The organism is Nostoc sp. (assembly GCF_036919595.1).
Lineage (GTDB): Bacteria > Cyanobacteriota > Cyanobacteriia > Cyanobacteriales > Nostocaceae > Nostoc.
Genome location: NZ_JBALCO010000070.1, coordinates 17,419 through 31,391, shown reverse-complemented (window position 1 = coordinate 31,391; position 13,973 = coordinate 17,419). Strand labels below are relative to the sequence as shown.

Sequence of the window (13,973 nt, the reverse complement as noted above, 5' to 3'; positions counted from 1 at the left end):
ATGTTGAAAGTGTCAATCACATCCTCTCGGTTCGTTGTGCTTATCTCAATGGTTTATTAGCTATTTGAGTATTTCTGCCAAAAGTGGATGCTCCCGAAGGAACAAGCGATCGCAAATCTTTTTACAGATATATGATTTGGGATTGACAATTAGTTTTAATTAAAATGTTCCAGTGATAAAAATCACACCTCAACGTATCAAGTAACGGTAAACAGGTAGAGACAAGTTTATTTAGCTATTAAGTTGGCGATCGCTTCTACTAACTCGGCTGGCTCTATTGGTTTGGCAAGATGCTTGTCAAATCCGGCTCCTAGCACCTGCTTGGCGTTAATTTCTCCAGCATAGGCAGTAAGTGCGTAGTTTACCGCCGTAGGCATCGCCCGAATTTGCCCTCCCTGCTCAAATAGGATTGCTATATGCGTTGTCTTTTGAGTTTCTTGCAATCACTAAACACTCATTTGGAACCCTAGTAAGCATATTGTTAAAAGCTGGAGTATAACGACCATCTTCACCAACAACCTTGCAAAGAGTATACTCCCCAGCCCTAGAAAGTCCGCCGAACCAAACGTTCTTTCTGTGCCAGATATCTCCATTGGGAGAATTTTTGTCTTGAGACATTGTAAGACTTACAATCGATGTTGAAATTTCTATACCTAGCAAAAAAGGGATGATTTGAGCTTGCTGCAAAGTTTCATCTGTAAACTGAATTTTGTAAATTACTTTAAACCATTGAATAAAATGTAGTAATATCCAGCCACCAATCGAGTTATGAAAAGTCCACTGCAACGGTGCAAAGACTGGTAAATCTAAGCTTCTTTTCTGTGTATCCCATTCTAAATTGTACATAGTGATGCAAGTATCTGGCAGTGGATTACCATCCAGAAAAAATACACCTTTAAGGACAGATGGTAAGTTTGTTTGTTTAATTGGAATCATCCAGGTTGCAATATTATTGAGTTGCTTTTTCTCGATTAATTCAGCCATAATAATTTGTAATTCCTACTTCGTAAGTAATACACACAAAAAATAAAAATGATTACAGGCTTATAAGAGGATGTCTAAAAATTTGGCGATACACCAAACTGATGAATATTACCGTGACATCCTCTTACACTGTACTCAAAGAGTCAGTGTAGGCTTCCAAGACAATTCTCTAACTCTAAACCTGACATTTTCACTCACAGCCGTGGAGCAAAACCTTGTAGCACTAAACTATTAGGAGTAACGGCAGTCACTTTTTCAAAATCCCACTTGACTTCTGTAATTGAGTCCCATTGATAGTTCTTGAACAGATGTAAACAGAAAATCTTGATAAAGCCAATTGATAAGGTTCTACCAGGACAGGCTCGCTCATGCCCTTCGCCGTTCCAAGATAAGATATCTGAAAAATTCCGTGTTGTGTCAAAATCATCTGGATTTTGGTATCTGTTAGCATCCCGATTAGCTGTTAAAATAGAGCCAAGTAAGCGAGTACCTTTTTGGAATGGGCATTTTTTTTCTCCAATCTCAACTTCACCTGCTTCAGTAGTGAGTTGGCTAACAAATCGCACAGGTGGATAGAGACGAGCCGTTTCCAAAATTACTTGATTGAGAAGTGTTGACTGTTCTAGAGCGTCTGGGTCTAAACTTTCCTTGGCATTCCAAACAGCATTGACTTCTGACAATACATCATTTCTGAGAGCATTATCCAGGCATAGAACACCAATAACAGATCCCAAAAGCCCACTTGTGCCGGCAGTACCAGCAATATGAATCATATCAAAAAGGCTATTAGCAATTTGGTGTTCGTTCAACTGATACTGAGCGCCTGTTTCAAAGTAAGATGCCCATTTGGCAGATTGTTTATATCGCTTAGTTAAATGCTTACGATGCCGAATATTTGGCGCTGTTAATATTGCCAGCAGATACTTGCTAATAAAATTTGGCAAGGATGCGAGAACTAAACCTTTAATGTAACTACTCGATGCTGTGATTTCTTCCTCAGATAAAGATATCTGAAAAACCAGTTGGTGCAAAATCGACAGCATAATCTTTGGCAAATCGTTGCCGATGTGTAATTTGCTCTCTCTAGCAGCCTCTAACAGGCTTTGCTCAACTAGATACCCTAAAAAGTCTATCTGTTCAGACGGTTCTGGTAAGGCTTGTAAGAACACAGCACGCAGTCCTGTGTGTTCGTTACCGTTGGTTCCTAAGCTCAGAGGATTATCCAGCAGGTAGCTAGGAGCTAATATTCTGATGATACCTAAATCATTTCCCCGCAACTGTGGTTGGGTTTGCATTAGTTCCTTCACCTGGGAGTGAGAGGAATGCATAATTGCTTGATCCACGGCAAAATACTTGTCTCCAATATTGTCCTTTCGGATGTAGAGAAAGTCTCGCCATGCGTTGAGCATGATTGAGGCATCCATGTAATAAAAAACTAAGCGCAGAAACTTGCCGATCGCAGTGTCATAACCTACTTTGGCTAGTATAGGTGCAAGCCAAAGCTGGCGATCGTGACCTTGTAGGACTTTATCTTTAAGTGTCATAATATTTACTTTGGAGTTTTAGTGGTCATTGTTCATAGAACATTGGGCATTAGTTATTTCCTTTTTTCCTTATCTCCCTTCCCTGGTTCCCAGTTCCTAGTCCCTAATTCAGATATTGATGCTTTGAGGAATTTTAGAAGGAAGCAGATACTCATAGGTTGGACGGTGCAAATTACGTTGCTTGATGGTATCTTCTACCCGCTGAAGATTACTCTGGAATGCCTGTAACAATGGATTTACTTTCTGGTCTGTAAAGTGTCCTTGCTGATACTCGCCCAGCTTGTTATAGTATACAGATCCCAATAAGCTGAGTAAATTGTATTGCCGTTGCGCCTGATCTAAGGGGGGGAGCAAATTCAGGTAGTCTTGCTCAGTAACTTCTCTTTTGAGAGTTGAGGCTGGTAAATAACCTGCCATTGGGATGGCCGCGGCATAGCTCATGAAATCTTTTTGCGGAAAGTTAACCGCAGCATGTTGAGCGCTGGCGGTGAAAATAATCAGCGTAATGGCATCATTCAGGTAATTGAGCGTTTTGATGCCCCCATTCTCGCCAAAATCGGGGATACGACCACCATCATAAGCTGATATCTCAGCTGCCCATGCTTGCAGGGCTGTGTCTTTCTGAATATCTTCATCGGTGAGGTAATATAAATTCAGATAATCCCAAACCCATTGATGAATGGCATCCCAAACTAATAGTGCATCATCCCGATAAGGATAAACAGGGAATAGGTTGGGATCATCCACACCGCGCTGTTGGAATTGCTTGGGCAAGATGGCACTATTGAACCCATAGCTTTGCAACCCCAGCACTGTTAAAACGCGGGAGTTATCGATTGATGCTGAGAGTAGTCTATCGACACCACCGCCAGGAGCAATCAGAATCCGTTGAGCAGCATCGTTAATTGCTAAGGTACTGTCAAAATGCGGGCGCAGCAGAATTCTTAGGGGATGGGTAAGTGGCAGTTGTCGATAGGTTGCGATCGCAAAAACACCAACTAACAGGTGAGTTCTTGCTAGGTGAGTAATAGGTTCGTGGAAGTTGGCATCTGCTATTTGGACAACTGTTTTGGCAAAAAGCCAAGCGTATTTACCGGAATTAGGGGTAATGATTGGATAATCTGATCCTGGGGTTTGACCGCATTGAATGGCTATCGGACGCAATAGACGGGTGGGGTCTGAGCCTTTGGGTAAGGCAAACAGTGCTAGGGGAGCATAGACATATTTTTGCTCATGTGGGAATGTACCGTTGATCGCACCGGATAAAATTTTATAGTCAGCTAAGTAGAGCCTTCCTTCTTCTCCTGCGGCTGCTAATGAATCGTCAGTTCCCATCACTGCTTGGTAATGTTCGTCTGTGACTGGGAAGCGATCGCCTGGACTGGTTACTCGCTCGATCATCACAGGATTGTAGCCAGCTACTCGCATGTAGGCAAATACTTCATCTTCCTGGTAAGTTTTGGCGATCGCTGGTACACCAATCATTACAAACAAATTTTCGTAGTCCTTGAGACTGGTTGCATGTCCTGTGGGTTGTCCTTCATATAAAAGGGTAATTACCTGATTTAGAGTATCTCTGAGGATCACAAGTCCGTTTTCTTTAAGAATAGAGAAGAAAAGATCATCGAGTTCTCTAATATCCTGAGATATCTGTTTAAGCAAAAACTGGGGGATAATTTGTAGAATTCTCACCAGAATGCTGATTTGGGCTGGTATTGCTCCCTTGACCAAGGCTTCTAAAATAAACCTTTCGACATCATCACGAATCGATTCAGAACCCTGATTTCCTCTGTTGACAATCAAGGTATTCACAAAAAGAACTCGTAACTGCTGGGCTAATAAAAAATACCAATTAGTAGTGAACTCTTCCGCAGAAGAAAGCCGATCCACCATAGCAATAGATGGAATATAGGTATAGTTATATTCATACTCTTGCCTAGTGATATATAGACTATGAGTACTTGGGGAAGTTATCGAATTATCTGATGATGAAGCAGTCATTGCCCCTATTCACGTATAGTGGTTTAGATAACTTTAACAGTTTAGGATGCACAAGTTTGAGTTAGCTAAATCTATTATTGCAATCAAATTTAAATTTTTGATTTTTCTCAAAGAAATTTTATATAATTTCTCACTCACTCCTAACTCATTCATAATTAACCAAATCCTTAGATTCATTAGTAACCAGGGATTTCTAGCTTTCATTAAAGGAATTTCGGCTCAAAAAATATTCAAAATAATACTGGTACGTTACAGCGTTGAGCCTTAGCCAAACTAAAATAGTGCGAGGCTTTCATAATTTCTTTTAATCTGACCTTTACGGCATTAAATCATGTCAATGCCAGTCAATTGTTTAATCTGACTACTAAACAAGTTACTGGCGATAGTTAAGTTTAAGAAATATCATAAACTACATAATTTATTTTATGCATTCTCAACTAGTTTTCTGATGATTTGAAGAATACTTAACACAGTCGGTTACTGTTACTAATTTTAGCAATGCCTTTTGAATGTGCCACTTGTCATAGTACATAAATACTATAAAAATGCGTAGGCGTAGCCCGCCGCAGGCATTGCGCTGTGCCAGTTGTGTAAGTCCTGGTTCAGATAGAAGCGGCATTTCTTCAGCAACAAATGCCAACCACATTGGTTATCTTCAAGTAGCCTTAGTAAAGTATCGGAATGAACTGAAGTTGGGGAATCTTGCATCTGGGGATAAAATTGCCCAAAAAGCTCTCAATCGGTTCAGTTTAGCTGTTTGGGGAATTCGCCAACGGTATCCGTATCCCGGCTAAAACTAGAGTACCAGCTCTTACCGCTCCTTTTTGTCAACGAAATCAAAAGTTTGTGGTTGATTGACTTTTTTGGTTGATTACTTTGTCCTGGTGTCACATACTCGATTGAGAGATTGATGGTATTTTATTTTTGCACAAACTCTTTTATCCAATCGCGATACAAGCTATGACACTCAATTTATATTTACTGCGACATGGAGAAACTACTTTTAGTCAAAGTGGTAATTTCTGCGGTAAAACTGATGCCCAGTTGACAAAAGAAGGGATGCAGATGGCAGAGAGTTTTGCCGATGCTTATCAAAAATTGAAGTGGTCAGCGGTTTATGTTAGCCCGATGAAGCGCACAATTGCAACTGCCAAGCCATTTTGTGATGCTATCGGTATGGATATGCAGTTGCGTGACGGACTTAGAGAAGGTAGTTACGGCGAATGGGAAACTAAGAGTAAATCGTTTGTCCAAGAGAATTACGCAGAAAATTATGTAAACTGGTTGACAGAACCCGCTTGGAATGCACCACTAGGTGGAGAAACTGCGGTAGATATTGCTAACCGTTCTATGACTGTAATTGCTGAAATTCAAGAAAAACATTCCCAAGGTAATGTTTTAGTAGTTTCCCATAAAGCCACGATTCGGATTATGCTTTGCAGTTTACTGGGAATTGATTTGGGACGCTATCGCTATCGGGTGAATATTTTGGTCGCGTCGGTAAGTATGGTTAAATTTGACGTTAATGGTCCTTTATTAGAAATATTGGGCGATCGCCATCATATACCCGATCATATTCGCTTTCGTCCGGGAACATAATAGTCCCTACTAGTAGTTTGTCAAGAAACTATTGACATGATATCTGCAAAGGCGGCAACAAAATCTAACTTTCCAGCTTCAATTTTCCCTATCTCAAAAAAACTGACATTCATTGGACTTAGGCAAGAAATCTAAGGGCAAGAAAAAGTAATTAATCTGAAGTTATCCCATCTTAGCTGGTGGTTTGTAAGGTGGTGTATCAATGTCTACTGCACCAGAGGCCCCGGTATAGGGTATCAATTTTGATATCAAAGTCCGAATTTACAGATTTAACATGACTAATGTCCCTAATGTGTTGGTACAAGCAATTATACCAATCGACACTTTATATCACGTAAAAGCATCCTGCAACAATGGCTATGAGCGTGCCAACCAACCTACTAGGTATTAATGAGTTTAAAACTTCAGCCGTTGGCCAATGGCACGCTGCTTATCTTCATTTACATTTAGATATGCACAAAGTAAAGTTATTATCTAGATTGATATTTTTTAATGAAAAAAACAAAACTTAACACCAGTAAAACAAGATTAAATTAAAAATTAATTTCGCTATTTTCTAAGTTTGTAACTTTAAACTTAATAATTCATATTCGTGTTTTTCCTTGTCAATAACAGGAGATAATATCACATAGTCTTGAATAGTTGCCACATACACTATTGTTTTAGTAATAGTTTCTACGTCTTTAATAGCAGAGTCCGCTATAAAACATTTGTATTTTTTTCTAGAACCTACTTCTTGTAAAGTTGTTGTTCTACTACTGTAATTAATCTGAGTCAATATTACATTTACATAAATTTCTGTTTCTGCTCTGAGCTTAGTATTTTTGATGACATCAAGAACCTTAAACATAGTTTCTAGTTCTATTTCTCCGGTTTGCACCTTTTTACCAGGAGAAGCCCAGTCTATGTGTAATTTACTGATTCCAATTCTAGTTAAAGCTTTTAATAACTCAGTATATTTAAAAACAGTTTTGCTTTTTAATACATTTAATTTAGCTGGTAATTCCTCTGTGTTTGCCCCAAGATTTATTAACTGTATAAATTCTTTTAAGCATTGCCCTAAGAAAGACTCTCCTAAGCCTAAACTATCTTCTTCATATACATTACCTTGTAGACGCATCCCAAATGAACCACTAAATACACCAGACATAACCACTTGAGTTTTTTGCTTTACTTCTTGTTGTATTATGTGGCTTTCTGATTTTCCTTGCTTTATTTGTCCTATAGCATCAATTGTTTCTTGTAATGAATATAAAATTAATCCCAAATCACCTACAGGTGCTTCTGCAATCTCTTTCTCTGGAAACTGTAAAACAAAGTATAAAATTTCTCTTCTTCTTTGTGTAGAAACTGTTTCAATATTAGGATCATCATAATTATCTTTAGATTCAATTGTTTGCCCTAATCCTGGCAAATATTCATCTTGGATTTCATTGCAATCAATAGTTTTAACAACAGCATTCAGATCATCTTCATAAGGAATTTCTACCTGATAGACAAAAGCATCTTCTGTATTAATAAATATATCTCTCAGATCAACTCCGCCCTGGACTACGCTCTGAAATCGAGATAAAGACATGGAAGCATATAACCATATCTCTGCAAACTCAGAACTATCTACACAAAGTACAATAAAAATTAATCCTGATTTATTTTTACAGGAAAACAATACTGGCTTATCATAAAAGTCATAAACTTCTATGATTTCAAGCTGTCCTAGTATTGTCCTTTCCGGCAAAAAACTCATCTTTATAACTGTTTATGTTTTAGTGGAATCTTCTTGGTTCCCATCAATTAGTTCAAAAACCTTACAAGGTTCGCTATCTTCTGGTATCCACCAAGTATGATGAGATTTTTCATTCCTTGATGGAGTATGCCTTATCCTTCCCAGTCCATCACTCAAAAAACCCTTCGCAATTTTCATATTCTTAAAACGTGGGATTCTAAGAGATAGATTTTTGACATCATCCAATGACGAATGAATTGATACTCCACAGGCTTGACACTCGGATAGACTTGCAGGACATTCCCTGTCTGGAAATTCTTGCCGCCAAGATAGAAAATCTTTTTGGTGCGGTCTTTCATGAGCCTTTTTAATAAACCTGTAAAACTCCCCCGATGCAATATCGGATTGTGATGGAGGACAGTTGTCTGGGAAGTGTTTTGAATACGTCATCCTTTGCTTTTTGGATACAAAAAGAAATTTATTTATACATTTATAAATTATTTACTAGACTACTAGCATTAATTTACTACAACTGGTAGATAAAATCTGTAAAGTTTCTGAGCCTTTACTTTTTGCAGATGAAGGTAGAGGTAGGTTTATTCAGCTATTAAGTTGGCGATCGCTTCTACTAACTCGGCTGGCTCTATTGGTTTGGCAAGATGCTTGTCAAATCCGGCTTCTAGTACCTGCTTGGCGTTAATTTCTCCAGCATAGGCGGTAAGTGCGATCGCCCGAATTTGCCCTCCCTGCTCTGGTAACAGTGTTCTTAACTGTCGCATAAACATACATCCATCGACTTCTGGCATCCCAATGTCGCTTAAAAGTATATCTGGTAAGGATTGGGTTAAAGCGGCTAGGGCTTCATTTGCTGATGCCACTGCTGTCACATTTGCTCCATACTGCTCTAGCAAGAAGGCAATAAATTCTCGCGTATCTACATCGTCATCCACTACTAAAATTTTCACCCCATTCAAATTTGCGGATGGCTCTGAGTCGCTACTGTCCTGTTTAATCTCTGATTGATTTTGGATCAGCGGTAGTCTTACAGTAAAAGTTGCCCCCTGATCTTCCCCCCCGCTTTCTACCTGGACTGTCCCGCCATGCAGTTCGACTAAGTGACGGACGATCGCTAACCCTAACCCCAATCCACCAAATTTTCTGGTGGTGCTGCTGTTCTCTTGGCGAAAATATTCAAACACGTAAGGTAGGAAATCAGGATCGATGCCTTTCCCTGTGTCGCTGACTGTGATTTGAACATAAAATATAGGGTTTAGCATAGGACTATTTTCTGTTTCCTGTGCCCTGTGCCCTATACCCTTTACGCTTTCCAATCGGATATCCACCCGTCCTTCCACAGGTGTAAACTTAATTGCGTTTGAGAGTAGGTTCCAAACGATTTGCTGCAATCGGTTGGAGTCACCTAAAACTTGTCCCAAATTTGGTTCCAAGCTGATATGCATTTGAATTGACTTAGCTTCTGCCGATAGCCGCACTGTCTCCATTGCTGCTGAAATCACAGATGTCAGATCAACTGGGTAGATATTCAGGCTGAGTTTACCTTGTAAAATCCGAGAGATATCCAGCAAGTCTTCAATCAGTTGAGCCTGTAACTTAGCATTTCGCTCAATAGTCTTCAGTGCTTGAGGGATTGTCTTTTCATCGAGTTTTTTGGTTTGGAGTAGCTTTGACCATCCTAAAATTGGGTTAAGTGGCGATCGCAACTCATGAGAAAGGACTGCCAGAAACTCGTCTTTAATCCGGTTGGCGTTTTCTGCTGCTTCTCGTGCGGTTCGCTCTGCCTCGTATAGACGGGCACGTTCCATTGCTTGAGCGCACTGCTGTGCTAGTGCCAGGATAAAGGTATGGTCATCCTGATTAAACTCCTGAATTTCGGCAAAAGCTAGAGATATTCCACCTATGGCTCGTCCCTCGATGATCAATGGAATCGAAATCCAAGCTCGGTAGTTGTACCGAGCATACTCCTGAGCAAGATGTGAGTAACGAGCCACCCTTGTTGCTGTTGACTCTTGCCAGATTGGCTTTTTGGTTCGCACTGCTTCTGCCAATGGCGCGGATGCATTAATAGAGAATCGACGCCATGAATCTAGCGTTTCCTCTTGATAACCTACTGCCCGGACAATTTCTAGTTCAGTGCCACTTTTAGTCACTAGTGCTATTAAAGCAGAACTAGCTGCCAAAGCTGCCATACCTTGATCTACAATTACTTCAGCGACCTGTGTCGGAGTTAGAGATTCAGAAAGTGCAGCGGTAAGAGCTTGCAGACGGGCAGTGCGAGATGCTGCCTGTAAAGCCGCCTGTTGAGATTGCTGTGCTTCTTTGTAGAGTCGGGCATTATCAACAGCGATCGCCGCCCGACAAGCTAACTCCTCAGCTAACATCAGGCTTTTAGTGTCATAGCGACGACCTGAAGAAGATACCAAAGTCATAGCTCCCAGCACTCGTCCCCGAACTATCAGTGGTACACTCATACCAGATGTCGGATTTAGTTCTTGCAAGATTTTTTGATGAGCGGCGTTGTAGGTTGGCACTTGCATCTGTTCGTCACGAAAATGAGTAATTTGTGACTTGCCTGTGCGTATTACCTCAGCAACACCTTCTGTTTGTACCAAATCAGGCGGATAATTTTGTAACTGTTCTACCAATTCTTGTTTCCCTTGATTGGCATGAACTGCTGCTACCCGGCGGACTGATTGATTCTCAGAAATAATATCAACTAAGCACCAATCAGCTATTTCAGGTACTGCTAAACGCGCCAAACTGGCTAAGGTTGTCTCGTAATCCAATGATGCAGCCAAAATCCCACTAGCCTCAGCTAGAAAACGCTGCTGCTCCTCCACCTGCTTGCGCTCAGTAATATCTCGTGAAGAGGTCTGCATCTCTAAAATTTCTTTAGTTTGGCAATCGCGAATAGCTCGAAGAGTTGTTTCCAACCAGATATAATGTCCGTCTTTGTGACGAGCCTGGTGAGTAATAGTGCAAATATCTGGTAAATTGGCATTGACTGGGTAATTCCTCGCAATCTGTGCCAGATCATCAGGGTGAACTAACTTATAGCTAAGACGACCGACTAATTCCTCTGGTTGATACCCCAGTACTGTGTAGCAAGCTGGTGAAATGTACAGAAGAGTTCCATTTACTGTATGGCGTGAAATAATATCAGTTGAATTCTCAGCCAGCAGCCGAAAACATGCCTCACTCTCGCCCAGTTTTGCCTCTGACTGTTTGCGGACATTAATATTACGGAAATAAAGTGATAACCCTGTGGGTGAAGGATAGGCGCGAACCGCAAACCATGCATCCAAGGGTGGATAATAATCTTCAAGCTCAAGCGGCATTCCTAGAGCAACTGCCCTTTGATAAAGCTGACCAAAGCTAGTAGCAGCCAGTTCTGGGAACTCTGACCACAAATTTTTTCCCAGCAGATCCTCGCAGGAACGCCCCAGATTCCTGCTTGCTTCATGATTGAGGTAGGTGAAGCGCCACTCACTGTCAAAGGCCAAAAAGCCGTCAGTGATCCTCTCCAAAATTTGGGTAACTTGCTCTTTGGCGTCCTCAGCCTCAACACGAGCCGCTTGCTCCCGCTCGAATAGCTGTTCGCACTCTGCTTCGGCAAGCTTGCGCTCGGTGATTTCTTGGCAGATTGCGCCCACCCAAGTAATTTCATCGGCTAGTTTAATTGGATAATAATTTCCCGACCAATACCGCTGCTTTCCAGGCGCGGCGGGTGTCTCTCCACTAGTCTCTTGGACAATAGATTCTCCCGTCTCAATTACATGGCGGAAAGCTTCGATCACCGCAGAATCTAACTCAGGTAGCAGTTGGGCGATGGTCTTACCGATATGCGCCTCTTGAGGAAAGCCATTAATCTCAGCTAAAGCGTCATTCAATCGAACGTATCTTAATTTCTCATCCCATAAGCCAATACCTATAGGTGCGTTATTGAAGAGGGTATCAAGCAGAACGTTAGCTTCAAGCAAGCGAGTCTGCTCTGTTTTCAGTAACACCAATAATCGCTCACGGTCTGCCTCAGCCTGCTTGCGTTCGGTAATATCCAAGCACATTCCCACCCATTCGCGAATTTCGCCTGTTTCGTCGAGTATAGGCACACCGCGTATATTCATGTAACGGTATTCGCCATCATGTCGCAGAACACGATACTCGGCAACTGCAACACTACGTGTAGGAAATGCCTGTTTCCAAATTGCCACCATCGAGGAACGATCTTCTGGGTGCAGCGCCTCAACCCAACCCCATCCTTTGTATTCTTCGGGACTTTGACCTGTGAACGCCTCCCAGGTTGGAATATCATCAACAACGTTGCCCCAAGGTGCCGCCCTCCAGACTATCGATGCGCTTGCTTCTGCCAGTGAACGGTAGCGTGCTTCACTATCGCGCAGCGCAGCTTGCTGTTGGCTCAAATCTTGCCGCAAATCTGTAACCTCTTCAGCTTTCAGGTGATCAATTAAATCTTTAACAATGGTAAAGTCTTCCTCGCCAATTAACACACCTGGGGTTTCAAAAATCTGGCGATATTTTTCCTCGCTTTCTTGCAGTAACGACTCGGTTTGCTTCTGCTCGATGAATTGACCAATTTGAGTGGCGATCGCACTCATCATCTGGAGTAAATTGGTGTCAGGCTCTGAAATTTGGTCGCTGAAAAATTCAATCACACCTAAGATTTTATTACTCAGCCGAATCGGAAATCCGATAGCGGCAGGAAAAAAATTCTCATTTTGGGCTTCTGAAATCCAGACAGGTTGACCACTTGCCCAAACTTGACCGGGTAAACCTTCATTAAAAGCAATTGTCTGCTGGTTGAATGGTTCTTTCTCCAAGTCAGATGAATACCAACTACTCATGCGGTACAGAACATTAGCTTCATCGTCTCCACTCCAAATTATCCCAGCTTGCCATCCTAAACTTTCACAAAGCGATTGGAGAATAGCTGGAACCGCATTCACAAGCGTGGTAGCCTCAGTGAGGATGTGAGCGAGCGCATACTCTACAGTTAGAAGCTGTTGGCTGCGTTTGCGCTCAGTAATATCTGTAATTAAGATTGATACGCCAGTTTCTAAGGGATAGACGCGGTTTTCCAACCAGCGATCCCATTTTGGATAGAAACACTCAAAATTTACTGGAACTTGTTCGGCAACAGCGCGGTGCAGTTCAGTGTAGAGTAGGCTATTAACTTTATCAGGAAACTCCCAAATACTCTTGCCTAAGAAGTCTTCTTGATTCATCCCAGCTAGTTCAGCTAGCTTGTCATTAACGTAGGTGTAGCGCCATTCACGATCCAATCTGATAAAAGCATCGCTGATCCTAGCTAAAAGCTGTTCAACGTCTTGGGTGATAGTTGCTGGAACTTCAGCAGTCACAGTCTCTGCTCCTCATTTTTGAAAGTATTTGGCTAAAAGCGTCTCACCGGGTTCTTCTATCTGGTATAATAGCTTTTCAATTTCTTTCATAGCCAGTGGGGAAGGTCGTGTCCGTCCGTTTCCCATCAGTTTGTAGTGTGGAACGAAACCCCTAAAATCGTTGCCAGTTTTACCTGTGAAACTTTGAGGCACTGCCAAGTCTTTCAAACAACTGTGCAATCCTTAGATGTTTGATTGCAGGCATAAGCTAAATATATTTTTATTTTTCTACTAGATAATGGAATATAGCATCTGCAATCACTCTAACTGCATCTATCTACAGTTATAGAGGTTGTAAATTAGTGATTATGTACTACATCAACTATTATGCAAACTATTTAAGCTAGTAGTAATAGAGTTGTATCAATCTAGAGAATGAAAATATGAAGGTTTGGCTTGCCTGCTTTTTGGTGCTGTTTGCCTTGGCAGAACTGTTTGACTGGTTGCAAGAATTTAATCTGCCATTACCTATCTATATTTTGGGTGGCGCTTTTTTAGCTGTTGCTTCTAACTATGATAAAATATTTAGCTCTTATTTCGATGATTCAAGCATCGAAGCATCACTCGAACAACCCCAGTTAGATTCATTAACCCCATCTACTAATCCTATTTCTTTCCCAATTGCCAGTCCTGTTGAAGATACTCAAACTTCTCTTACAGATGATTAGCCGCATAGCGCGATGC

Annotated in this window: 12 protein-coding genes; 3 read left to right on the top strand and 9 right to left on the bottom strand. The window is 41.3% G+C overall.

All coding sequences use genetic code 11. From position 1 onward, the window contains the following. Positions 1–227: 227 nt before the first annotated feature. From V7K21_RS10005 to V7K21_RS09990, 4 genes are all read right to left on the bottom strand, one after another. Positions 228–377 (bottom strand): hypothetical protein, encoded by a 150-nt coding sequence (locus tag V7K21_RS10005; protein WP_335173753.1) that lies wholly within the window; start codon positions 375–377, stop codon positions 228–230. A gap of 22 nt (positions 378–399) precedes the next feature. Then, on the bottom strand, positions 400–984 hold the full coding sequence (locus V7K21_RS10000; protein WP_335173751.1) for a hypothetical protein: 585 nt from the start codon (positions 982–984) through the stop codon (positions 400–402). Positions 985–1,178: 194 nt separating this feature from the next. Further along, complete coding sequence (locus V7K21_RS09995) at positions 1,179–2,528, bottom strand: cytochrome P450 (protein ID WP_335173749.1); 1,350 nt, start codon at positions 2,526–2,528, stop codon at positions 1,179–1,181. A gap of 108 nt (positions 2,529–2,636) precedes the next feature. After that, a complete protein-coding gene (locus V7K21_RS09990) occupies positions 2,637–4,529 on the bottom strand; it encodes a lipoxygenase family protein (RefSeq protein WP_335173747.1) in 1,893 nt (630 codons plus the stop codon). Positions 4,530–5,074: 545 nt separating this feature from the next. Between V7K21_RS09990 and V7K21_RS09985 the strand changes: the two genes are divergently transcribed. Together V7K21_RS09985 and V7K21_RS09980 are read left to right on the top strand one after the other, a co-directional pair. Beyond that, positions 5,075–5,323: a hypothetical protein gene (locus V7K21_RS09985; RefSeq protein WP_335173745.1), complete on the top strand. Its 249-nt coding sequence runs from the start codon at positions 5,075–5,077 to the stop codon at positions 5,321–5,323. A 166-nt stretch (positions 5,324–5,489) separates the two neighbouring features. Continuing rightward, positions 5,490–6,128: a histidine phosphatase family protein gene (locus tag V7K21_RS09980; RefSeq protein WP_335173743.1), complete on the top strand. Its 639-nt coding sequence runs from the start codon at positions 5,490–5,492 to the stop codon at positions 6,126–6,128. A 556-nt stretch (positions 6,129–6,684) separates the two neighbouring features. Here the strand turns inward: V7K21_RS09980 and V7K21_RS09975 are convergent. The 5 genes from V7K21_RS09975 to V7K21_RS09955 all read right to left on the bottom strand — a co-directional run bounded on the left by V7K21_RS09975 (position 6,685) and on the right by V7K21_RS09955 (position 13,457). Next, a complete protein-coding gene (locus tag V7K21_RS09975; protein ID WP_335173741.1) occupies positions 6,685–7,875 on the bottom strand; it encodes a DUF6575 domain-containing protein in 1,191 nt (396 codons plus the stop codon). 12 nt (positions 7,876–7,887) lie between these two features. Beyond that, positions 7,888–8,052, bottom strand: a complete 165-nt coding sequence (locus tag V7K21_RS09970; RefSeq protein ID WP_335173739.1) for a hypothetical protein — start codon at positions 8,050–8,052, stop codon at positions 7,888–7,890. Then, positions 8,049–8,213, bottom strand: coding sequence for a hypothetical protein (locus V7K21_RS09965; RefSeq protein WP_335173737.1), 165 nt, complete (start codon positions 8,211–8,213; stop codon positions 8,049–8,051). The genes V7K21_RS09970 and V7K21_RS09965 overlap by 4 nt, the downstream gene beginning before the upstream one ends. A 237-nt stretch (positions 8,214–8,450) precedes the next feature. Then, on the bottom strand, positions 8,451–13,250 hold the full coding sequence (locus V7K21_RS09960) for a PAS domain S-box protein (protein WP_335173735.1): 4,800 nt from the start codon (positions 13,248–13,250) through the stop codon (positions 8,451–8,453). A 12-nt stretch (positions 13,251–13,262) separates the two neighbouring features. Further along, entirely contained in the window at positions 13,263–13,457 is a 195-nt protein-coding gene (locus tag V7K21_RS09955) for a hypothetical protein (protein WP_335173733.1), read from the bottom strand. 215 nt (positions 13,458–13,672) lie between these two features. On the opposite strand from V7K21_RS09955, the gene V7K21_RS09950 reads away from it, so the two are divergent. After that, positions 13,673–13,957: a hypothetical protein gene (locus V7K21_RS09950; protein WP_335173732.1), complete on the top strand. Its 285-nt coding sequence runs from the start codon at positions 13,673–13,675 to the stop codon at positions 13,955–13,957. Positions 13,958–13,973: the final 16 nt, after the last annotated feature.